The organism is Kluyvera genomosp. 2, from assembly GCF_036759865.1.
Lineage (GTDB): Bacteria > Pseudomonadota > Gammaproteobacteria > Enterobacterales > Enterobacteriaceae > Kluyvera > Kluyvera ascorbata_B.
In genome coordinates, this window is sequence record NZ_JAPKIA010000009.1 from 61,467 (window position 1) to 83,405 (window position 21,939).

The window sequence follows — 21,939 nt, forward strand, 5'->3', positions numbered from 1 at the left end:
ATTCTGCCGTACCCTGCCTGGAGAGCATATGGAAATCGCCGACGCACGTCGCTTGTATCAGCAACTGGCCGCTGAGCTAAAAGAACGCATTGAGCAAGGCGTTTACCTTGTGGGCGACAAGCTTCCCGCTGAGCGTTTTATTGCTGATGAAAAAAGCGTCAGCCGCACCGTCGTGCGTGAAGCCATCATCATGCTCGAAGTGGAAGGGTACGTTGAGGTTCGTAAAGGCTCAGGCATCCACGTTATTTCTAATCAGCCGAAGCACCACCAGGTGCCGGACGAAAATCTGGAATTTGCCAACTACGGTCCTTTCGAACTGCTGCAGGCGCGTCAGCTCATTGAGAGCAATATCGCCGAATTTGCCGCCACCCAGGTCACCAAGCAGGACATCATGAAGCTAATGGAGATCCAGGAGAAGGCGCGCAAAGAGAAATGCTTCCGCGACTCCGAGTGGGATCTCCAGTTCCACGTGCAGGTTGCGCTGGCGACTCAGAACACCGCGCTGGCCGCTATCGTTGAAAAAATGTGGACCCAGCGAGTGCATAACCCGTACTGGAAAAAACTGCACGACCATATCGATGCCCGCACCGTCGATAACTGGTGCGATGACCACGATCAGATCCTCAAGGCGCTGATTCGCAAAGACCCGCACGCGGCGAAGCTGGCCATGTGGCAGCATCTGGAAAATACCAAGCTGATGCTGTTCAACGAAACCAGCGATGATTTTGAATTCAACGCCGACCGCTATCTGTTCGCTGAGAACCCGGTCGTCCACCTTGATACCGTCGCCCTCGGCGGTAAATAAGTCTCTCAGTTGTTCAACGAGGCTTGCCCGACATTCTGTGTGGGTAAGCCTTTGTAAATCCCCTAGCCTCTCCCCGCGCTAAACCGCAAAATCAAACGGCAACACATTGCAATTTCTATGACGGAAAACTGCACCGTTTGTTACAATTGAATGCATTTTGTCGCTTCGACAATCCGTTTGAGATTATTTCGCCAAAACAAGGACTGTTCAGCGCGTATTTACCGCGATGCTATTAAAATAGAAATAGAGAAGATATCGCAGCGCATTCAGGCATGACCTTAATCGAAGTACCAGGAATCGTGAATGGAACTACTAACCCAACTCTTAAATGCCTTATGGAGCCAGGATTTCGAGACGCTCGCGAATCCCTCCATGATCGGCATGCTGTATTTCGTCTTATTTATGATCCTGTTTCTGGAAAACGGGCTGCTGCCGGCCGCCTTCCTGCCGGGCGACAGCCTGCTGGTGCTGGTCGGCGTTCTCATTGCTAAAGGTGCAATGGGCTTCCCGCAGACGATTATACTGCTGACGGTTGCCGCCAGCCTCGGCAGCTGGGTGGGCTACATCCAGGGCAACTGGCTAGGTAATACCCGTGTCGTCCAGAACTGGCTGTCACACCTCCCCGCTCATTATCATCAGCGGTCGCATCATCTTTTCCACAAACACGGCCTCTCTGCACTGCTGGTAGGGCGCTTCATTGCCTTTGTTCGCACATTGCTTCCTACCATCGCGGGCCTGTCCGGCCTGAGCAACGCACGCTTCCAGTTCTTTAACTGGATGAGCGGCCTGCTGTGGGTGTTGATTCTGACCACCCTGGGCTTCCTGCTGGGCAAAACGCCGGTGTTCCAGAAGTATGAAGACGCACTGATGTCCTGCCTGATGCTGCTGCCAGTGGCGCTGCTGATTTTTGGCCTGTGCGGTTCGTTGGTCGTGGTGTGGAAGAAAAAATACGGTAACCGAGGCTAACTATGGTGCCGAGCCGCATTCATCTTCGCCGGTTTGCATTCAGCATGAGCGTGCTGCTGTTGTTATGCGCGCTTCTCTGGATGTGGGCCGCGCTGCAACGTGAAGAGTCTACGCTGGCGATTCGCCCGATGAGCCAGTCCAGCATGCCCGATGGTTTTTCTATCTCACACCATCTGGATGCCAACGGTATTCGTTTTAAGAGCATCACTCCGCACAATGATTCGCTGCTGATCACCTTTGAATCCAGCGAACAAAGCGCTGCGGCGAAGCGCGTGCTGGATAGCACGCTGCCGCACGTCTACGTCGTTTCGCTACAGGAAGAAGAAAACGACCCCGCGGGCTGGCTATCACTGCTGCGCGATACGTCACACCGATTTGGCTAAAAACTTCCAGGAATCTGAATAGTTTCACTTACTTTGGTCATTTCGCCTTTTACTTACTATGCTTAGTAATGTGAGCGCCATCGCGGTGCTCACTTACTGGGAAAGTACATTCCAGATGTACTACGCAAAATGGAAGATTCATACATGAAATACCGCATCGTCTTTGCGCTCGCCCTCGCGTCTCTTAGCGCGAGTGCAGCAGCAACATCACTCTGTCAGGAAAAAGAGCAAGACATTCAGCGTGAAATTGGTTATGCCGAAAAGCATAACAATCAGAACCGCATTAGCGGCCTGAAAAAGGCGTTAAGCGAAGTCAAAGCTAACTGTACTGACAGCAAGCTTCGCGCCGACCATCAGGAAAAAATTGCCGAACAGAAAGACGAAATTCGCGAGCGCGAACACGATCTGCGTGAAGCAAAACAGAGCGGCGATGCGGAAAAAGTGGCTAAACGCGAGCACAAGCTTCAGGAAGCCAAAAAAGAACTTAACGCGCTGGAATCCCGCGCGTATTGAGTAAGTGGAACCTAAACAGGAGAGAGACGATGGCGAAAGATTCAACCTCAGATCAGTTACGTGCAGAGCTGAAGGCCCTGTCAGATACCCTGGAAGAAGTCCTTAACGCTTCCACCGATAAATCGAAAGAAGAGATGAGTAAGCTGCGCAGCAAAGCGGAAAGCGCGCTGAAAGAGAGCCGTGACCGTCTGGGCGAAACGGGGGATGCTATTGCGAAGCAAACCCGCGAAGCGGCGGCTAAAGCCGATGGCTATGTGCGTGAAAACCCGTGGACCGGCGTGGGCATCGGTGCCGCAGTCGGTCTGGTGCTGGGCGTACTGCTGACGCGTCGCTAAGTATGAGTGATTCTCAGCACGCGCCGGGGCCGGGGAAAAACGTCCTCGGCATTGGCCAGCGCATCGTCACCCTGCTGGTTCAGATGGTTGAAACGCGGCTGCGCCTGGTCGTCGTTGAGCTGGAAGAGGAGAAAGCGAACCTTATTCAGCTGCTGTTGATGGCCGGGTTAACCCTGCTGTTTACTGCCTTCGGCCTGATGAGCCTGCTGGTACTGATAATGTGGGCCGTTGACCCGCAATATCGGCTTCACGTGATGATTGCCACCACCGTTACGCTGCTGCTGCTGGCGTTGATTGGCGGCATCTGGACGCTGCGTAAAGCGCGTCGCTCCACGCTGCTGCGCCATACGCGCCACGAGCTCGCTAACGATCGCACCCTGCTGGAGAACGACGAGCCATGAGCCCACGCCAGGAGCGCGAACAGCGCAAGGCCGCGCTGCTGCGCCAGATTCAGCAGCAGCGGCTGGATCTCAGCGCCAGCCGTCGCGACTGGCTGAACGCAACGCAGATCTATGACCGTGGCTGGAGCCGGCTGGTCAGCCTGCGCTCGTGGGCGATGGTCGCCAGCAGCGCCATGGCCGTAGTGTCACTGCGCCACCCACGTTTTCTGGTTCGCTGGGCGCGTCGTGGCCTTGGCGTCTGGAGCACATGGCGGATGGTTAAAAGCCTGCTGCATAAGCCAGTCTGACTGCGTCTAGCGGTTTATTTCAGCCAGTTCTTCTATCGACAGCCCGGTCGTCTGCGCGATGGTTTTCAGCGCAACGCCGTGGCTGATTAGGGCGCGGGCAATTTTCAGCGTTGTTTGCTGCTCACCTTCATTACGTCCTTCATTTCTGCCCTCGTCATGCTGTATTTCAGCCCACTCCATTAGCGTCAGTTTCTTTTTCATCATCTTCTCCTCACGGGGCGTCATCCCCCCCGCCAGCTGTCGAAAGAACGCCTCCGGCTGCGTGGCTCTTCCCGTCTCGGCCAGATAGTGAATTAGCGCACGGAACTGGCTGTCGGTGGTGTACCCCGCGCGCAGCAACCTAAGCAGGTTTTCCGTCATCTCCATCAGATCGCGACGGCGAATATTTTTCTGTAAAAACTCCAGCAGCGCGATACGCCGATGCCCCATGATGTCATCATCCGACAGCACGGTGAGATCGACCAGCGGAAGCACGCCGTCATAGAGTACCCGCGCAACCTCGGGTTCAGCAAACGCATCCAGCCAACGCATGGAGAACGGATACGGACTTTTTTCTCCGTGGTAAAACAGCATGGGAATCACCAGTGGAAGCGTATCGTGCCCAGCCTCCAGATGCCGCTGCATGGCGGCAAAGGCATAGCGCATTAAGCGAAAAGCCATATGCTTATCCGGCGAACTCTGGTGCTCAATCAGCGCATAGACATAGCCCACGCCGTCGCAGGTTTGCAGCGACCACAGCACATCGGAATAGCTTGCCCTGAGAGACTCATCAATAAAACTCCCCGACGCCAGCTTCAGCGTTTTCAGGTCGCAAAGGGCCAGCAGCTCTGCCGGTAGGTGTATTCCCAGAAAATCGCCCACCGTCTCGGGATGCGACATAAAGGTCTTAAAGAGTGCATCATGCGGGGTGTTCACCATCGCGTTTCGTCCCTGATAACCAGCCTGCCGCGAGTATCCTCCAGGGTCAGAAAGGCGCAATCGCACAAGTGCTTCTTTGCGTAGCGGCTCGGGAAAAATCGCGGAGTCGTACATCATTACTCAGATTCTTTGAAGGAGTTCAACAGTTTTCCTTGCTAACAATTGTCATACACCGCAGTTATATTGCTCTTCATCGACAGCAGCTACGCGCTATCGACGTGTAAATGCTCAATAAAATGGTTTAACTGCCCGCAAGGTTCTCTGGAGTGTAAGATGAAAAAATTAGAAGATACTGGTTTCCTGGTTGCTCGTATTCTGATGCCAATTCTGTTTATCACGGCTGGCTGGGGCAAAATAACCGGGTATGCGGGTACACAGCAATATATGGAAGCCATGGGCGTCCCGGGGTTCCTGCTGCCGCTGACCATTCTGCTTGAGTTTGGCGGCGGTCTGGCCATTCTGTTCGGTTTCCTGACCCGTACCACCGCGCTGTTCACCGCGGCGTTCACGGTACTGACCGCGTTTATCTTCCACAGCAACTTTGCGGAAGGCATGAACTCGCTGATGTTTATGAAAAACCTGACCATCGCTGGCGGCTACCTGCTGCTGGGCATCACCGGTCCGGGCGCCTTCAGCATCGACCGCGTGCTGAATAAAAAGTGGTAAGCGCACTATACTGAATACACAAAGCGAGGAGATATCTCCTCGCTTTTGCTATCTAAAGGAGAACATGATGGGACAACTTATTGACGGCGTCTGGCAGGATACCTGGTACGACACCAAATCCACCGGCGGACGTTTCCAGCGTTCAGTCTCCGCCTTTCGCAACTGGCTGACCGCCGACGGCGAGCCAGGCCCAACCGGCAGCGGTGGCTTTGCCGCCGAAAAAGATCGCTATCATCTGTACGTTTCCCTCGCCTGCCCGTGGGCGCACCGCACGCTGATTTTACGCAAACTGAAAGGGCTGGAGCCGTTTATCTCCGTGTCCGTCGTTAACCCACTGATGCTGGAAAACGGCTGGACCTTCGACGCGGACTTCCCGGCGGCGACCGGTGATGCGCTCTATCAGCATCAGTTTTTGTATCAGCTCTACCAGCACGCCGACCCGACCTACTCCGGGCGCGTAACCGTGCCGGTGCTGTGGGACAAGAAAAATCAAACCATCGTCAGCAACGAATCTGCCGAAATTATTCGCATGTTTAACACCGCGTTTGATGCCCTGGGCGCCAAAGCGGGGGATTACTATCCACTGGCGCTACGCGAACAAATCGACGAGCTGAACGGCTGGATCTACGACACGGTCAATAACGGTGTCTACAAGGCCGGTTTCGCCACCAGCCAGGCAGCCTACGATGAGGCGGTGGAAAAGGTCTTTATCTCGCTCGATCGTCTGGAAAATATTCTCGGTACGCAGCGTTACCTGACCGGCAATCAGCTTACCGAAGCCGATATCCGCCTGTGGACGACGCTTATCCGTTTCGATCCGGTGTACGTAACCCACTTTAAGTGCGACAAGCACCGCATCAGCGATTACCCCAATCTGCATGGCTTCCTGCGCGATATCTACCAGATGCCGGGCATTGCGGAAACCGTCGATTTTGGCCACATCCGCAATCACTATTTCCGCAGCCACAAGACCATTAACCCGACCGGGATTATTTCGGTTGCCCCGTGGCAGGATCTGGACCAGCCGCACGGTCGCGACGTTCGTTTTCGCTAAACCTTCAGGGTGCCGTCCATCGGCGCCCTAATTTATTCGCCTCATCAATATTTACCTCATTTTCATTCGCGACTATCCTTAGCTTGATCGCTTTAAAAACAAGTGATTAATGATCAATTGAGGCAAAAAAATGGATTGGTATCTCAAGGTTATACGTAACTACATTGGCTTTGGCGGCCGCGCCCGCCGCAAAGAGTACTGGATGTTCGTCCTGGTGAACGTGATTTTTACGCTCGTGCTGGGCGTAGTCGATAAGATGCTTGGCTGGCAGCGCGCCGGCGGTGAAGGGATCCTCACCACTATTTATGGGGTGCTGGTTTTCCTGCCGTGGTGGGCCGTGCAGTTCCGTCGTCTGCATGACACCGACCGCTCGGCATGGTGGCTACTGCTGCTGATTATTCCGGTGATCGGCTGGATCGTAATTTTGATCTTCAACTGTCAGAGCGGCACGCCGGGCAATAACCGTTTCGGGCCCGATCCGAAGGGGATTTCCTGATCCCAACCAGGCACAACGCGGGTCTGGTAGGCCTGATAAGCGCAGCGCCATCAGGCTATTCGGCACAAATCGCCGGATGGCGGCGTAAACGCCTATCCGGCCTACTGCTTTATTTTGCGGTTAACAGTTTCTGAATTTCGCGCAGACACCACGATTTCGCTTCGCCCATGCTGTCGCGGCGCCACGCCATAATAATGTCAATCTCTTTGCTGTACTCCGGGCTCACCACCCGCAGACGCCCTTGCGCAATATCCTCTTCAACCAGCTGATACGGCATGGTCGCCACGCCGAGCCCGGCGAGCAGCGCCTGACGCTTCTCTTCCATCGATGTCACCGTCAGACGCGGCTGTTTGTCCAGCAGCTGCACCGTCAGTACCGGGCGCTCCCGCGCGGTATCCGCAATCGCTACCCCACGATATTTCACGCGCGTCACTTCAGACAGCGGTTCCGCCTCCTGATGAATCGGATGATCCGGCGCCGCCACGTAAACGCTCATCAGCGAGTAGAGCTTGCGCGAGTTAATTTCCGTGGAAGAACGGAAGTGCATATCCGGTGCGATCACGATGTCCGCTCGCCCCTGCTCCAGACGCTCCCAGGCGCCCGCCAGCACTTCGGTGATAATCGACAGCTGGGTGTTAGACTTCGCCGCCAGCTTTTCCACCAGCGGGAACAGCGTTGCCGTTGGGATCAGCGCTTCCGCCACAATGGTGAGGTGCGTTTCCCAGCCGCGCGCCAGCGCTTCGGCATCGGTGGTCAGCTTATCTGCCGCCTCCAGCAGGACGCGACCACGTTCGAGGAGCATACGCCCGACGTTAGTGAATTTTGTTCGATGACCTGAACGGTCAAAAAGCACAACGTCCAGCTCTTCTTCCAGCTTTTGCATGGTATAGCTCAACGCCGAGGGCACGCGCCCAAGCTCATCCGCCGCGGCGGCGAAGCTGCCGCGTCGGTCAATGGCGTCCATTACTCGTAGTGCTTCCAGCGTCAGTGCTCTCTCTTTAGCCATAGCTTGCTCATTCAGGAAATTTGAACATACCGGGCAGAATATCTGGCTAACAATGCAGCGTCCATACCTTTACCATTGATTTAATGTAAAGGAGGGTCAAGAAGATGATTACCACAAGAACAGCGAAACAGTGCGGACAGGCGGACTTCGGTTGGCTTCAGGCCCGCTATACCTTCTCTTTTGGACACTACTTCGATCCGAAACTGCTGGGCTATGCGTCTCTGCGCGTGCTGAATCAGGAAGTCCTTGCTCCCGGCGCGGCCTTCCAGCCGCGGACCTATCCGAAGGTCGATATTCTGAATCTGATTCTGGAAGGTGAGGCCGAGTACCGCGACAGCGAAGGCCACCATATTCAGGCGAAGGCCGGTGAAGCGCTGCTGATTGCAACCCAGCAGGGTGTCAGCTATAGCGAACATAACCTGAGCAAAGACAAGCCGTTAACCCGGATACAAATCTGGCTGGACGCCTGCCCGGAACGCGATAATTCGCGGGTACAGAAACTGAAGCTGAAAGATACCGCGCACCAGCTGCTGGCCTCGCCGGATGGCAGTCAGCATAGTCTGCAGCTGCGTCAGCAGGTGTGGCTACACCATATTGAGCTGGCAAAAGGCGAGCAAGTTTCTCTGTCACTGCACGGGCCGCGCGCCTATTTACAGTCGATTCACGGCACCGTACATGCGCTGGCTAACGACGCAGAAAACAAATCGCTCACCTGCGGCGATGGGGCATTTATTCGCGATGAGGCCAATATCACACTCGTTGCTGATACCCCACTGCGCGCTTTGCTGATAGATTTACCTGTGTAGGTCTATTCAGGATAGCGGAAGCAAAAATGAGTAAGAGAAACAATAAAAAGCAGCAGACGATGAAGGTGGCCAACGCCCCTCAACCCACCAACGCGGCACCGGAGTTTGGTCTGGAAGACATGCTGAGCGAACTGGAAGCCATCGTGGCCCAGGCTGAGAGCAGCCAGGCGGAAGAACAGACCGCCTGAACAAATGCCCTGGTTTGGTAACCGGGGCTGACCGCGTCGCCATCCTCGCTCTGTCGGTGCGCGGCAGGGTACGTCAGAAAGCAAAAACCCCGCCATCAAGGCGGGGTTTTTTAAGAAGTGAAACTGACCGATAAGCCGGGTTCTGTCGTGGACAGTCATTCATCTAGGCCAGCAATCGCTCACTGGCTCAAGCAGCCTACCCGGGTTCAGTACGGGCCGTACCTTATGAACCCCTATTTGGCCTTGCTCCGGGTGGAGTTTACCGTGCCACGGACTGTTACCAGCCGCGCGGTGCGCTCTTACCGCACCCTTTCACCCTTACCTGATCCCGCTTGCGCGGGCCATCGGCGGTTTGCTCTCTGTTGCACTGGTCGTGGGCTGTGACACCCCCCAGGCGTTACCTGGCACCTTGCCCTATGGAGCCCGGACTTTCCTCCCCTCCGCCCGTCTCCCCCGAAGAGGACGACGACGAAGCGGCGACTGTCTGGTCAGCTTCGGCGCGAAGTATAGAGGGTTTACGAGCCAATGTCACCTTTCCGTCTGCATTCCCACCTGAAGGGTGGCAGCGATATTACGGGAAGTGAGATAAATATTGTCCGCCGCCTCACGGAACGCCTCTTCCAGCGAGCCAATACGGTTCAGCACGCTGAACACAGAATCAATGCCGTACTGGTGCACAACGCCGACATCGCGGGTCAGGCTACCGGCAATACCGATCACCGGCTTATGGTATTTCTTTGCCACGCTGGCCACCCCAACGGGCACCTTACCGTGAATGCTCTGGCTGTCCAGCCGCCCTTCACCGGTCACCACCAGCGTGCAGTCGTGAATATGCTCTTCGAGATTTAACGCCTGAGTGACTATCTCAATGCCGCTGCGCAGCTCTGCGCCGAGAAACGCCATCAGCGCGCCGCCCATTCCCCCCGCCGCGCCAGAGCCCGGCACCTCTTTAACATCCACCCGTAGCGATTTTTTAATCACCTCGGCATAGTGCGCGAGGTTGCGGTCCAGCTCGGCGATCATCGCCGCGGTAGCGCCTTTCTGCGGCCCAAAAATACAGGACGCGCCAGACGGCCCGGTTAACGGGTTGGTCACATCGCAGGCTACGCGAATTGTGCACGCCTGCAGCCGCGCATCGAGTCCGGAAATATCAATATGATTAAGGCTCATCAGGCTACCGCCGCCGAAACCAATCGGCAAACCGTTGGCGTCGCATAACTTTGCGCCCAGCGCCTGTACCATCCCCGCCCCGCCGTCGTTCGTGGCGCTGCCGCCGATCCCGATAATAATGCTCTTCACTCCACTTTCCAGCGCCTGGAGGATCAGCTCACCGGTACCATAGGACGTGGTGATCAGCGGGTTGCGACGTTCAGGCGGTACCAGCGTCAGGCCGCTGGCGGCGGCCATTTCGATAAATGCCGTACCGCCGTCGCCGGAGATGCCCCACTGAGCCTGCACGGGGTCGCCAAGCGGGCCGGTTACCGTCGACATCACCGCGCGCCCCTGAGTGGCCGCAATCATCGCCTCAACCGTACCTTCGCCGCCGTCGGCAACCGGTACAGACACAAACTGCGCTTGCGGAAAGATTTCCCGAAATCCTTTTTCTATCGCCTGTGCTACCTCGGTGGCAGAAAGGCTTTCTTTATAAGAGTCTGGGGCGATTACGATTTTCATATCTGAGCCTATTAGCGCGCGACGCCGGATGGCGCATAACTTATCCGGCCTACCTTGCCGGCCCGGCAGGCTAACGCCGCCGGGCGCAACGTCCTTAACGAGTCACTTCAACTTTCGCCAGTTTTTCGTAGTAGCACGCCAGGGCACTATGGTCGGCCGTTCCCAACCCATCGGCACGCAGCGCCTGCATCATCTCCATCACCGCTGCGGTCAGCGGCAGCTGCGCCCCAACGCCGTGGGACGTATCCAGCGCGTTGGCCAGATCTTTAATATGCAGATCGATACGGAAGCCCGGCTTGAAGTTACGATCCATAACCATCGGCGCCTTGGCATCCAGCACGGTGCTGCCCGCCAGACCGCCGCGGATGGCCTGATAAACCAGGTCAGGATTCACACCCGCTTTGGTCGCCAGGGTCAACGCTTCCGACATTGCAGCGATGTTCAGCGCGACAATCACCTGATTCGCCAGCTTGGTGACGTTACCCGCGCCAATCTCCCCGGTATGCACCACGGAGCCGGCCATCGCTTTCATCAGGTCATAATACTTGTCGAAAATCGCTTTATCTCCACCAACCATCACCGACAGCGTGCCATCAATGGCTTTCGGTTCGCCGCCGCTTACCGGCGCATCAAGCATATCTACGCCTTTTGCTTTCAGCGCCTCACTAATTTCGCGGCTCGCCAGCGGCGCAATTGAGCTCATATCGATCAGTACCGTGCCCGGTTTGGCACCTTCGATAATGCCATTTTCCCCCAGCGCCACTTCTTTTACGTGCGGCGAGTTTGGCAGCATCGTGATGATGACATCGCACTGCTCGGCAATGGCTTTCGCCGTGGTCGCCGTTTCCGCTCCGGCGGCAATCACTTCGGCAATCGTTTCAGGATTACGGTCCGACACCACCAGCGAGTAACCCGCTTTCAGCAGGTTTTTACTCATCGGTTTACCCATGATACCCAGGCCAATAAAACCAACTTTCATCGTCATTTCCTCAATATTGCGTTAATCGGTGGTGGTTACTTTTTAAAAGCATCAGCCAGTTTTTGAGTACCGGCGCGGAAGACGCCCAGGTCGCTGCCAACGGCCACAAAGGTGGCTCCCCACTCGAGGTAGCGGCGCGCGTCGGCTTCAACCGGTGCCAGGATGCCGCTTGGCTTGCCGTGGGCTTTCGCACGGGAAAAAATATGCTGAATGGCTTTCTGAACCTCCGGGTGCGAAGCATTACCCAGATGCCCCAGCGCGGCGGCCAGGTCGCTTGGCCCGACAAAGATGCCATCCACACCTTCCGTTGCCGCGATGGCATCCACGTTATCGACGCCCAGCTGGCTTTCAATCTGCACCAGAATGGTGATGTTTTTGTTGGACTGCGCGAAGTAGTCCGGTACGGTGCCAAACATATTGCCGCGATGCGAAACGGATACGCCGCGAATCCCCTCCGGCGGATAGCGCGTGGAAGAGACCGCCTGCGCCGCCTGCTCCTGCGTTTCCACAAACGGAATCAGGAAGTTATAGAAGCCGATATCCAGCATGCGCTTGATAATGACCGGCTCATTGGTCGGAATACGTACGACCGGCGCGCTCTGGCTGCCTTTCAGTGCCATCAGCTGTGGGATTAACGTCGTCACATCGTTCGGCGCATGTTCACCGTCCAGCACCAGCCAGTCGAAACCGGCCAGGCCTAACACTTCAGTACTGATCGGGCTGGAGAGGGCTGACCAGCAGCCAATCTGAACCCGTTGAGCAGCCAGCGCCGCTTTGAATTTGTTAGGAAAAATCGCGTTATCCATTTTTTATTACCTTACGTTAATCGCGGCTTACTTCCGCAGTTCCAGACGTTTGATGTCGCCGACCACGAAGAGGTAGCAAACCATCATCATCAGCGCGGAACAGCCGACAAAAATCAGTGCGCCATTAAAGGAGTGCAGTTCACTTACGATATAACCAATCACCAGCGGCGTAACGATAGAGGCGACGTTACCAAAGACGTTAAACACCCCACCGCACAGCCCAACAATCTCTTTTGGCGCCACGTCGGAGATAACCGGCCAACCCAGTGCGCCAAAGCCTTTGCCGAAGAACGCCAGCGCCATTAATCCTACGACCAGCGCCGTGTTGTCGGTGTAGTTACACAGAATAATCGTCGACGCCAACAGCATGCCCAGCACAATAGGCAGTTTACGTGCAAAGGCCAGCGTACAACCGCGGCGAATCAGGTAGTCGGAGAACAGCCCGCCCAGCACACCGCCGGCAAAACCACACAGCGCAGGGATAGACGCCACCATACCCACTTTCAGAATCGACATACCTTTGTCCTGCACCAGGTAAATCGGGAACCAGGTGAGGAAGAACCAGGTGATGGTGTTTAAGAAGTACTGGCCGAAGAAGATACCTAACATCATACGGCTGCTAAGCAACTGTTTGATGTAATCCAGTTTCGGACCTTTTGCCGCGTCGCTGCCAGGCTTTTTGTGGTCCATATCAACCACTGCGCCGTTATCCGCAATAAACTTCAGCTCTTCTTTGGTCATTCGTGGATGATCGGTTGGGTTGTGTACGAACTTCACCCACAGCCCGGTCAACACAAAGCCAATCACCCCCATCACGGTAAAGACGTGCTCCCAGCCCCAGGCGAAGGTCAGCCAGCCCAGCAGCGGCGAGAACAGCGCTAAAGAGAAATACTGCGCGGAGTTAAAAATAGCCGAGGCGGTACCGCGTTCTTTGGTTGGGAACCAGGCCGCAACAATACGCGCGTTTGCCGGGAAGGAAGGCGCTTCGGAGAAGCCCAGCATAAAACGCATGAAGAACATAGAAACGCCGGCCCAGGCTAGCGGGAAGAAACCGACAAAGCCCTGCAGGAAGGTAAACAGAGACCAGAAGAACAAGCTATAGGTATAAACTTTCTTCGAGCCGAATTTATCCAGTAACCAACCACCGGGGATCTGCATGAGCAGGTACGCCCAACCGAATGCAGAGAAGATATACCCCATAGAAATCGCACTAAGTTCCAGTTCCTTAGCGACAGACGTACCGGCAATGGAAAGCGTTGCGCGGTCTGCGTAGTTAACGGCCGTAACAATAAAAATAATGAATAGAATTAAGTAACGGGTAGGTATACCCTTTTTTGCTTCAACAACATCAGCAGTATCGTGTATCATTTTATTATCCTCGGGTACAGGATGCTTTAATTTTATTGTTTTTATTAAAGCGAATTTCGCTGATTATTTAATTACAAATGAATCTCGTAATAAAAAATCAGACGCCATGAATTCGAGGTTCAGTATAATCAGGATATCTCGCTCGCACATTGTGCAAATCACCAATTTAAACGCGCAATAAATTCATTTTATTGACCATATGCACACAGCACTGGGCGCTGATGCACAATTTCAGCCATTGACTCCCTTGTCTCCCGCGGCATGAAGGCGATAGGTGATCTTCATCACATTTTTATGGCTCAACTCCTGACATTCTTTATTTCATGTAGCAATGGGTATTTTATTTTCCATTACCAGAAACAAACCATAAATAACCCTAATTCTTTTACCCCCTGGCTGGAGAATGCTGGACAATGGCTAACATTGAAATCAGACAAGAATCGCCGACGGCTTTTTATATAAAAGTACATGAAACAGATAATGTCGCGATCGTTGTTAACGATAACGGATTAAAAGCAGGAACGCGTTTTCCTGACGGTCTGGAATTAATTGAACATATTCCCCAGGGGCATAAAGTTGCGCTGGTGGATATTCCTCAGAACGGTGAAATCATCCGCTACGGCGAAGTCATCGGTTACGCGGTGCGCGATATTGCTAAAGGTAGCTGGATTGACGAATCCACGGTTGTGCTACCGGAAGCGCCGCCACTCAACACCTTGCCGCTGGCGACCAAAGTCCCGGAGCCGCTGCCGCCGCTCGAAGGCTATACCTTCGAAGGTTATCGCAACGCCGACGGCAGCGTCGGCACCAAAAACCTGCTGGGCATTACCACCAGCGTACACTGCGTAGCGGGCGTGGTGGACTATGTGGTGAAAATCATTGAGCGCGATCTGCTGGCAAAATACCCCAACGTCGATGGCGTGGTTGGTCTGAACCACCTGTACGGCTGCGGCGTGGCAATTAACGCACCGGCGGCGGTGGTCCCCATTCGCACCATCCATAACCTCGCGCTAAACCCCAACTTTGGCGGTGAAGTGATGGTCGTGGGACTGGGCTGTGAAAAGCTACAGCCAGAACGCCTGCTCGAAGGCACGGAGGATGTACAAAGCATCGCGGTCGACAGCGCCAGCATCGTGCGCCTGCAGGATGAGCAGCACGTCGGCTTTCAATCGATGGTCGACGATATCTTACAGGTTGCCGAACGCCACCTGCAAAAGCTCAACCAACGTCAGCGCGAAACCTGCCCAGCTTCCGAGCTGGTGGTTGGCATGCAGTGCGGCGGCAGCGATGCGTTCTCCGGCGTGACCGCCAACCCGGCGGTCGGCTACGCTTCCGATCTGCTAGTGCGCTGCGGCGCCACGGTTATGTTCTCTGAAGTCACCGAAGTGCGCGATGCCATCCATCTGTTAACACCACGCGCGGTGAATGAAGAGGTGGGCAAACGTCTGCTTGAAGAGATGGCCTGGTATGATAACTACCTCAACATGGGGCAAACCGATCGCAGCGCCAACCCATCTCCAGGCAACAAGAAAGGCGGCCTTGCCAACGTAGTGGAAAAAGCGCTGGGCTCAATCGCCAAATCTGGCAAAAGCGCCATCGTCGAAGTGCTGTCACCGGGCCAACGTCCGACCAAGCGCGGCCTGATTTACGCCGCGACGCCGGCCAGCGATTTCGTTTGCGGCACTCAACAGGTTGCTTCCGGCATCACCGTACAGGTGTTTACTACCGGGCGCGGTACGCCGTACGGCCTGGTTGCGGTACCGGTCATCAAGATGGCCACCCGCACCGCGCTGGCGAACCGCTGGTATGACCTAATGGATATTAACGCGGGCACCATCGCCACCGGCGAAGAGACCATTGAAGAGGTGGGGACGAAGCTATTCCACTTTATTCTCGATGTGGCCAGCGGGCGTAAAAAAACCTTCTCGGATCAATGGGGGCTGCACAACCAGCTGGCGGTGTTCAACCCGGCGCCGGTAACCTGACGGCAGACGGCCAATCGAAAATACGTAGGCCGGATAAGCAAAGCGACATCCGGCCTACCGTTCCTGCCCTGACTTCAACGCCTTAACGGACCAGCATTACGCCAGGGCGCCCCTTTTTTATTCCGACAGCGCCACCAGAATCACGTCGATACCGCTCTTACGTAATCCGTCGAGGCTCTCCTGCGGGATCCCCTCATCCACGATGATCATATCCACACGCTGCATATCAATAATCTTATGCAGGCTTGAGCGATTAAATTTGCTGGAGTCGGTCACCACGATGATCTTCTCAGCCACTTCGCTCATGCGCCGGTTCAGCCGCGCTTCATCTTCATTATGCGTGCTGATTCCACGCTCCAGATCGATAGCATCAACGCCGAGAAACAGCATGTCAAAGTGGTAGTTTTGCAGCGATTGCTCAGCCTGATCGCCATAGAACGACTGCGATTGGCGGCGCAGATGCCCACCGGTCATCAACAGCTCAACGCCTTCTGCTTCCAGCAACGCATTGGCGACATTCATACCGTTAGTCATAGCAATCACATCGCTGTGATGACGCATCAGCCGCGCGATTTCATAGGTTGTAGTGCCCGAATCCAGAATCACCCGATGCCCCGGCTTAATAAACTCAACGGCGGCCCTGGCGATACGCCGTTTCACCGCCGTATTCAGCGAACTTTTATCTTCAACGGAGGGTTCTGCGCCCGGCGTATTACCGTCGCAAATCAGCGCACCGCCGTAGGCCCGCACGGCAATACCCTGCTTTTCAAGAAAGGCCAGATCGTTGCGGATCGTCACGGTCGAAACGCCAAACAGCACGGAAAGATCGTTGACCTGCACGCTTCCCTGCTGTCGCAACCGCTGGATGATCTGCTCACGCCTTTCGCTGGTTCCAGGCACCCGCTTATCCGCAGAAGAGTCGGTGTTGCTCATAAGTAATCCTTTGATCAATTTCTTTCGTTTCATTTCGTTTGGCTTATTAACGCCTTTCTTTTATCGGAATGCAAGCCTTAAAAAGCCGAAAGAATGGCCGCAACACCGATCACAAACCTTTCATTATGTTTCTTTTGTGAAACAGATCGGAAAACTATTATCTTTCGTTTTATTTTTAACACACCATGATGCAGTATCAAATGAAACAAAACGAAAGAATGATGTCACCATCATCTGACCTGGAGAGGAAAGTGAAACATCTGACTAACATGGTGGAACAGCATAAACGGGGGAAGGCAAACGGGATTTATGCCGTTTGTTCCGCGCATCCACTGGTACTGGAATCTGCCATACGCTACGCCCACGCCAACCAGGCGCCGCTGCTGATCGAAGCAACCTCAAACCAGGTTGACCAGTTTGGCGGCTACACGGGCATGACGCCAGCCGATTTTCGCGGCTTTGTCTGCGGGCTGGCCGACGCGCTGCATTTTCCCCAAACGCAGCTGATCCTCGGCGGCGATCATCTCGGTCCCAACCGTTGGCAGGATCTGCCAGCAGAGATCGCGATGGCTCACGCTGACGATCTGATCAAAAGCTATGTGTCCGCTGGATTTAAAAAAATCCATCTCGATTGCAGCATGTCCTGTCAGGGCGATCCGGTTCCACTCACCGACGAGATCGTCGCCGAACGCGCCGCGCGTCTGGCAAAAATCGCCGAAGAAACCCACGCCGCGCTGTTTGGCGAATCGGATCTGGTCTACGTGATCGGGACCGAGGTGCCGGTACCCGGCGGTGCCCATGAAACCTTAACCGAACTGGCGGTCACCACGCCTGAAGCAGCACGGGCCACGCTGGAAGCCCATCGCCACGCGTTTGAAAAGCAGGGGCTGAACGCCGTGTGGCCACGCATTATTGCGCTGGTTGTACAGCCCGGCGTCGAATTCGATCATACCCATATCATTGATTATCAGCCGCAAAAAGCCGTCGCGCTGAGCAAGATGGTGGAAGCCTATGACACGCTGGTGTTCGAGGCGCATTCCACCGATTACCAGACGCCACAATCGCTGCGCCAGCTGGTGGTCGATCACTTCGCCATCCTGAAAGTGGGTCCGGCGCTGACCTTCGCCCTGCGCGAAGCGCTGTTTTCACTGGCGGCGATCGAAGAAGAACTGCTGCCCGCTAAAGCCTGTTCTGGCCTGCGTAACGTTCTGGAGAGCGTCATGCTCGATCGCCCGGAATACTGGCAGAGCCATTATCACGGTGACGGCAACGCGCGGCGACTGGCGCGCGGCTATAGCTATTCCGACCGCGTGCGCTACTACTGGCCTGATGGGCAAATTGATGATGCCTTCGCGCGGCTGGTGCGCAATCTGGCGGACGAACCTATTCCGCTACCGCTCATCAGCCAGTATTTACCGTTGCAGTACGTCAAAGTCCGCGAGGGAGATCTCAACGCAACGCCGCGAGAACTCATCATCAGCCACATTCAGGACATACTGCAGCAGTACCATGCCGCCTGTCAGGGCGTTACCCCCCATAACGGATAACAACAAAGAGGAAAACGCGATGCCAAATATTGTATTAAGCCGCATAGATGAACGCCTGATCCACGGCCAGGTTGGCGTGCAGTGGGTAGGATTTGCGGGGGCAAATCTGGTGCTGGTCGCCAACGATGAAGTCGCAGAAGACACCGTTCAACAGAACCTGATGGAAATGGTGCTGGCTGAAGGGATCGCCGTGCGCTTCTGGTCGCTGCAAAAAACGATCGACAACATCCACCGCGCCGCCGACCGGCAGAAAATTTTACTGGTGTGCAGAACGCCGGGAGATTTCCTTACGCTGGTTGAGGGCGGTGTCCCCATCACGCGCATCAACGTAGGCAACATGCACTACGCCGAAGGAAAAACACAAATTGCCAAAACGGTTTCTGTCGATGCCAACGATGTCCACGCGTTCAACGGCCTGAAGGCTGCCGGCGTGGAATGTTTCGTTCAGGGCGTGCCCACAGAACCTGCTTTGGATCTCTTTAAACTACTTTGAGGGATTCACAATGGAAATTAGTCTGTTGCAGGCTTTTGCATTAGGCATTCTTGCCTTTATTGCGGGTCTGGATATGTTCAACGGCTTAACCCACATGCACCGCCCGGTGGTGCTTGGGCCGCTGGTCGGCCTGATCCTCGGCGATCTGCATACCGGTATTTTAACCGGCGGTACGCTGGAGTTGGTGTGGATGGGCCTGGCCCCGCTGGCGGGCGCTCAGCCGCCAAACGTGATTATCGGCACCATCGTCGGTACCACATTCGCCATCACTACCGGCGTGAAACCTGACGTCGCCGTCGGGGTCGCGGTACCGTTCGCCGTAGCGGTACAGATGGGGATTACTTTCCTGTTCTCGGTCATGTCCGGCGTGATGTCTCGCTGCGACCGTATGGCGGCAAACGCCGACACCGACGGTATTGAACGGGTTAACTATCTGGCGCTGCTGGCGTTAGGCACGTTCTACTTCCTGTGCGCTTTTTTACCGATTTACTTCGGGGCTGAACACGCCAAAACCGCCATTGACGTGCTGCCGGAACGCCTGATTGACGGTCTGGGCGTCGCGGGCGGCATCATGCCAGCCATCGGCTTTGCCGTCCTGCTGAAAATCATGATGAAAAACGTCTACATTCCGTACTTCATTATCGGTTTCGTTGCCGCGGCCTGGCTCAAGCTTCCCGTGCTGGCTATCGCCGCTGCGGCGCTGGCGATGGCGCTGATTGACCTGCTGCGTAAATCCCCTGAACCGACCCAACCTGCGGCACAGAAAGAGGAATTCGAAGATGGCATCTAATCAACAGACTCTGCCGAATGTTTCCGAGAATGAAGAAACGCTGCTGACCGGCGTAAACGAAAACATTTATGAAGATCAAACCATTGGCGCTGAGCTGACCAAAAAAGATATCAACCGCATCGCCTGGCGTTCCATGCTGCTACAGGCGTCCTTTAACTATGAACGTATGCAGGCCTCCGGCTGGCTTTACGGTCTGCTGCCTGCGCTGAAAAAAATTCATACCAACAAGCGCGATCTGGCGAGAGCCATGAAAGGCCACATGGGATTCTTCAACACCCACCCTTTCCTGGTGACCTTTGTCATCGGCATCATTCTGGCGATGGAGCGCTCCAAACAGGACGTTAACAGTATTCAAAGCACCAAAATTGCCGTCGGCGCGCCGCTGGGCGGGATTGGCGATGCCATGTTCTGGTTAACGCTGCTGCCTATTTGCGGCGGGATTGGCGCCAGCCTCGCGTTACAGGGATCCATTCTTGGCGCCGTGGTGTTTATCGTGCTGTTTAACGTGGTGCATCTCGGCCTGCGCTTCGGCCTGGCTCACTATGCCTACCGAATGGGCGTGGCGGCGATTCCGCTTATCAAGGCCAACACCAAAAAAGTCGGCCACGCCGCCTCTATCGTCGGGATGACGGTGATTGGTGCACTGGTGGCAACCTACGTTCGCCTGAACACCACGCTCGAAATTAAAGCCGGCGATGCGGTCGTCAAACTGCAGGCCGACGTTATCGACAAGCTCATGCCCGCCTTTTTACCGCTGGTCTACACCCTGACGATGTTCTGGCTGGTACGCCGCGGCTGGAGTCCGCTGCGCCTGATCGCCATCACCGTGGTGCTGGGCGTCGTCGGTAAATTCTGCCACTTCCTGTAAAGCAAAAGAGGTCCTCGATGTTAGGTATTATTTTGACCGGTCACGGCGGCTTCGCCAGCGGAATGGAAAAAGCCATGCGGCAGATCCTCGGTGAGCAAACGCAGTTTATCGCGATTGATTTTCCGGAAACCTCAACCACCGCGCGGCTTACCGAACAGCTGGAACAGGCGGTGGCTACGCTGGATGCTGAAGAAGATATCGTGTTTCTGACCGACCTGCTCGGCGGCACGCCATTTCGCGTGGCATCAACCCTGGCAATGCAAAAGGCCGGGCGCGAAGTGATCGCCGGCACCAACCTCCAGCTGCTGCTGGAAATGGTGCTGGACCGCGATGGATTAAGCGGCGAGGCCTTCCGACTACAGGCGCTGGAGTGCGGGCATCGCGGCTTAACCAGCCTGGTCGACGAGCTGGGACGCTGTCGCGAGGCGTCCCCCGTAGAGGAAGGCATATGACGCAAATTCTCCGCGCTCGCCGCCTGTTAACGGAGTACGGTTGGCAGGATGATTGTCAGTTGCGTATTGAAGCGGGCACGATCGCCGCAATAGAACCGATACCGGCGGGTATTGTCTGGCGTGATGCTGAGCTGCTTTGCCCCGCGTATATCGATGTTCACGTTCACGGCGGCGCGGGCGTTGATGTGATGGACGATGCGCCAGGTACGCTGGATAAACTCGCCCACCATAAGGCGCAAGAGGGCGTCGCCGCCTGGCTGCCCACGACGGTGACTGCGCCGCTGGCGTCGATTCACCGGACGCTGGCGCGCATTGCCGAGCGCTATCATTCAGGCGGGCCGGGCGCCCAGATACTGGGGAGCTATCTGGAAGGGCCTTACTTTACGCCACAGAACAAAGGCGCCCATCCCCCCGAGCTATTTCGCGAGCTGGTCGCGGATGAACTGGATACGTTGATAGCCGTATCCCGACATACCCTTCGCGTGGTGGCGTTAGCGCCGGAAAAACCCGGTGCGCTGCGGGCTATCCAGCATCTCAAACAGCAGGGCGTGCGGGTTATGTTAGGGCATAGCGCGGCAACCTGGGCGCAAACCCGCGCCGCGTTTGACGCAGGGGCGGACGGGTTAGTGCACTGCTACAACGGCATGACCGGGCTGCATCATCGCGAACCGGGAATGGTGGGCGCGGGGCTCACCGATCCGCGCGCATGGCTTGAGCTCATCGCCGACGGCCATCATGTCCATCCAGCGGCGATGCGGCTCTGCGGCATCTGCGCAAAAGAGAGAATTGTGCTGATTACCGATGCCATGCAGGCGGCCGGAATGCCCGACGGCCGCTACACGCTCTGCGGTGAACAGGTCGACATGCGCGGCGGGATCGTACGCACCGCCTCGGGTGGCCTGGCCGGAAGTACCCTGTCGGTTGACGCTGCCGTACGTCATATGGTCGAACTCGCGGGAATGACGGCGGAAGACGCGATCCACATGGCCTCGCTGCATCCGGCTCGCCTGCTCGGTATCGATAGTCAGTTGGGGTCGCTCAAACCAGGCAAGCGCGCCAACATCATTGCGCTCGACGGCGGCCTGCATCTGCAGCATCTCTGGATCCAGGGCCAGCCTTATACCCATTAATCCTTTCGTTTTTTCCTGCCAGGCCTTCGCTTTATCCGCGTAAGGCCTTTCTTTTCCTTTCCACCAGTAACAGCGCTATTCAGCGAAAAT

26 protein-coding genes and 1 other RNA gene are annotated in these 21,939 nt (G+C 55.7%); 19 read left to right on the forward strand and 8 right to left on the reverse strand.

Features of this window, described 5'->3' with window-relative positions; all coding sequences use genetic code 11:
• Positions 1-28 precede the first annotated feature (28 nt).
• From exuR to V6942_RS11385, 7 genes are all read left to right on the forward strand, one after another.
• Positions 29-805 carry a transcriptional regulator ExuR gene (gene exuR / locus V6942_RS11355; RefSeq protein ID WP_182929973.1) on the forward strand — a complete coding sequence of 259 codons (777 nt, stop codon included), beginning with the start codon at positions 29-31 and terminating at the stop codon, positions 803-805.
• Positions 806-1,108: 303 nt separating this feature from the next.
• A complete protein-coding gene (gene yqjA, locus V6942_RS11360; protein WP_106927121.1) occupies positions 1,109-1,771 on the forward strand; it encodes a DedA family general envelope maintenance protein YqjA in 663 nt (220 codons plus the stop codon).
• Between the two features lie 2 nt (positions 1,772-1,773).
• Positions 1,774-2,154: an EnvZ/OmpR regulon moderator MzrA gene (gene mzrA / locus V6942_RS11365; RefSeq protein ID WP_182966955.1), complete on the forward strand. Its 381-nt coding sequence runs from the start codon at positions 1,774-1,776 to the stop codon at positions 2,152-2,154.
• Between the two features lie 144 nt (positions 2,155-2,298).
• Positions 2,299-2,667, forward strand: coding sequence for a DUF1090 domain-containing protein (locus V6942_RS11370; RefSeq protein ID WP_106927125.1), 369 nt, complete (start codon positions 2,299-2,301; stop codon positions 2,665-2,667).
• A 29-nt stretch (positions 2,668-2,696) separates the two neighbouring features.
• Complete coding sequence (locus V6942_RS11375; RefSeq protein WP_106927127.1) at positions 2,697-3,002, forward strand: DUF883 family protein; 306 nt, start codon at positions 2,697-2,699, stop codon at positions 3,000-3,002.
• A 2-nt stretch (positions 3,003-3,004) separates the two neighbouring features.
• Positions 3,005-3,403: a phage holin family protein gene (locus V6942_RS11380; protein ID WP_106927129.1), complete on the forward strand. Its 399-nt coding sequence runs from the start codon at positions 3,005-3,007 to the stop codon at positions 3,401-3,403.
• On the forward strand, positions 3,400-3,690 hold the full coding sequence (locus V6942_RS11385; protein ID WP_106927131.1) for a YqjK-like family protein: 291 nt from the start codon (positions 3,400-3,402) through the stop codon (positions 3,688-3,690). The genes V6942_RS11380 and V6942_RS11385 overlap by 4 nt, the downstream gene beginning before the upstream one ends.
• Positions 3,691-3,696: 6 nt before the next feature.
• Here V6942_RS11385 and V6942_RS11390 read toward each other — a convergent pair whose 3' ends face one another.
• Complete coding sequence (locus tag V6942_RS11390; RefSeq protein ID WP_333501267.1) at positions 3,697-4,608, reverse strand: Rpn family recombination-promoting nuclease/putative transposase; 912 nt, start codon at positions 4,606-4,608, stop codon at positions 3,697-3,699.
• A gap of 273 nt (positions 4,609-4,881) precedes the next feature.
• Between V6942_RS11390 and V6942_RS11395 the strand changes: the two genes are divergently transcribed.
• The 3 genes from V6942_RS11395 to V6942_RS11405 all read left to right on the forward strand — a co-directional run bounded on the left by V6942_RS11395 (position 4,882) and on the right by V6942_RS11405 (position 6,824).
• A complete protein-coding gene (locus tag V6942_RS11395) occupies positions 4,882-5,274 on the forward strand; it encodes a DoxX family protein (RefSeq protein WP_106927133.1) in 393 nt (130 codons plus the stop codon).
• A gap of 67 nt (positions 5,275-5,341) precedes the next feature.
• Positions 5,342-6,328 carry a glutathione S-transferase family protein gene (locus tag V6942_RS11400; RefSeq protein ID WP_333501292.1) on the forward strand — a complete coding sequence of 329 codons (987 nt, stop codon included), beginning with the start codon at positions 5,342-5,344 and terminating at the stop codon, positions 6,326-6,328.
• 130 nt (positions 6,329-6,458) lie between these two features.
• On the forward strand, positions 6,459-6,824 hold the full coding sequence (locus V6942_RS11405) for a DUF805 domain-containing protein (RefSeq protein WP_106927135.1): 366 nt from the start codon (positions 6,459-6,461) through the stop codon (positions 6,822-6,824).
• Positions 6,825-6,933: 109 nt separating this feature from the next.
• On the opposite strand, the gene V6942_RS11410 is transcribed toward V6942_RS11405, so the two are convergent.
• Positions 6,934-7,830: a LysR family transcriptional regulator gene (locus V6942_RS11410; protein ID WP_106927136.1), complete on the reverse strand. Its 897-nt coding sequence runs from the start codon at positions 7,828-7,830 to the stop codon at positions 6,934-6,936.
• A gap of 104 nt (positions 7,831-7,934) precedes the next feature.
• Between V6942_RS11410 and V6942_RS11415 the strand changes: the two genes are divergently transcribed.
• Positions 7,935-8,636 (forward strand): pirin family protein, encoded by a 702-nt coding sequence (locus tag V6942_RS11415; protein ID WP_106927137.1) that lies wholly within the window; start codon positions 7,935-7,937, stop codon positions 8,634-8,636.
• A gap of 26 nt (positions 8,637-8,662) precedes the next feature.
• Positions 8,663-8,824 (forward strand): hypothetical protein, encoded by a 162-nt coding sequence (locus V6942_RS11420; RefSeq protein WP_181358003.1) that lies wholly within the window; start codon positions 8,663-8,665, stop codon positions 8,822-8,824.
• Positions 8,825-8,939: 115 nt separating this feature from the next.
• On the opposite strand, the gene rnpB is transcribed toward V6942_RS11420, so the two are convergent.
• The 5 genes from rnpB to V6942_RS11445 all read right to left on the reverse strand — a co-directional run bounded on the left by rnpB (position 8,940) and on the right by V6942_RS11445 (position 13,651).
• Positions 8,940-9,320: RNase P RNA component class A (gene rnpB, locus V6942_RS11425), an RNA gene on the reverse strand.
• Between the two features lie 32 nt (positions 9,321-9,352).
• Positions 9,353-10,498 carry a glycerate 2-kinase gene (gene garK / locus V6942_RS11430; protein WP_333501268.1) on the reverse strand — a complete coding sequence of 382 codons (1,146 nt, stop codon included), beginning with the start codon at positions 10,496-10,498 and terminating at the stop codon, positions 9,353-9,355.
• A 94-nt stretch (positions 10,499-10,592) separates the two neighbouring features.
• Positions 10,593-11,483: a 2-hydroxy-3-oxopropionate reductase gene (gene garR, locus V6942_RS11435; protein ID WP_106927140.1), complete on the reverse strand. Its 891-nt coding sequence runs from the start codon at positions 11,481-11,483 to the stop codon at positions 10,593-10,595.
• Positions 11,484-11,512: 29 nt separating this feature from the next.
• Positions 11,513-12,283 carry a 2-dehydro-3-deoxyglucarate aldolase gene (garL, locus tag V6942_RS11440; RefSeq protein ID WP_182929970.1) on the reverse strand — a complete coding sequence of 257 codons (771 nt, stop codon included), beginning with the start codon at positions 12,281-12,283 and terminating at the stop codon, positions 11,513-11,515.
• 27 nt (positions 12,284-12,310) lie between these two features.
• A complete protein-coding gene (locus V6942_RS11445) occupies positions 12,311-13,651 on the reverse strand; it encodes an MFS transporter (protein ID WP_333501269.1) in 1,341 nt (446 codons plus the stop codon).
• Between the two features lie 413 nt (positions 13,652-14,064).
• Between V6942_RS11445 and garD the strand changes: the two genes are divergently transcribed.
• Complete coding sequence (gene garD / locus V6942_RS11450; protein WP_106927146.1) at positions 14,065-15,636, forward strand: galactarate dehydratase; 1,572 nt, start codon at positions 14,065-14,067, stop codon at positions 15,634-15,636.
• A 117-nt stretch (positions 15,637-15,753) separates the two neighbouring features.
• Here the strand turns inward: garD and V6942_RS11455 are convergent, their stop codons facing one another.
• Complete coding sequence (locus V6942_RS11455; protein WP_106927148.1) at positions 15,754-16,569, reverse strand: DeoR family transcriptional regulator; 816 nt, start codon at positions 16,567-16,569, stop codon at positions 15,754-15,756.
• Between the two features lie 269 nt (positions 16,570-16,838).
• Here V6942_RS11455 and kbaZ point away from each other — a divergent pair, with 269 nt between their 5' ends.
• From kbaZ to nagA, 6 genes are read left to right on the forward strand one after another with little or no spacing between them, the layout of a single operon-like run.
• Complete coding sequence (gene kbaZ, locus V6942_RS11460) at positions 16,839-18,116, forward strand: tagatose-bisphosphate aldolase subunit KbaZ (protein ID WP_264988179.1); 1,278 nt, start codon at positions 16,839-16,841, stop codon at positions 18,114-18,116.
• Positions 18,117-18,135: 19 nt separating this feature from the next.
• The gene (gene agaV / locus V6942_RS11465; RefSeq protein ID WP_106927152.1) at positions 18,136-18,609 is read left to right on the forward strand and encodes a PTS N-acetylgalactosamine transporter subunit IIB; all 474 of its coding nucleotides are present in this window, start codon (positions 18,136-18,138) and stop codon (positions 18,607-18,609) included.
• Between the two features lie 10 nt (positions 18,610-18,619).
• Entirely contained in the window at positions 18,620-19,399 is a 780-nt protein-coding gene (gene agaW, locus V6942_RS11470) for a PTS N-acetylgalactosamine transporter subunit IIC (RefSeq protein ID WP_106927154.1), read from the forward strand.
• A complete protein-coding gene (gene agaE / locus V6942_RS11475) occupies positions 19,389-20,267 on the forward strand; it encodes a PTS N-acetylgalactosamine transporter subunit IID (RefSeq protein ID WP_182966941.1) in 879 nt (292 codons plus the stop codon). The genes agaW and agaE overlap by 11 nt, the downstream gene beginning before the upstream one ends.
• A gap of 17 nt (positions 20,268-20,284) precedes the next feature.
• Complete coding sequence (gene agaF / locus V6942_RS11480; protein WP_106927156.1) at positions 20,285-20,719, forward strand: PTS galactosamine/N-acetylgalactosamine transporter subunit IIA; 435 nt, start codon at positions 20,285-20,287, stop codon at positions 20,717-20,719.
• A complete protein-coding gene (nagA, locus tag V6942_RS11485) occupies positions 20,716-21,849 on the forward strand; it encodes an N-acetylglucosamine-6-phosphate deacetylase (protein WP_333501270.1) in 1,134 nt (377 codons plus the stop codon). The genes agaF and nagA overlap by 4 nt, the downstream gene beginning before the upstream one ends.
• Positions 21,850-21,939 lie beyond the last annotated feature (90 nt).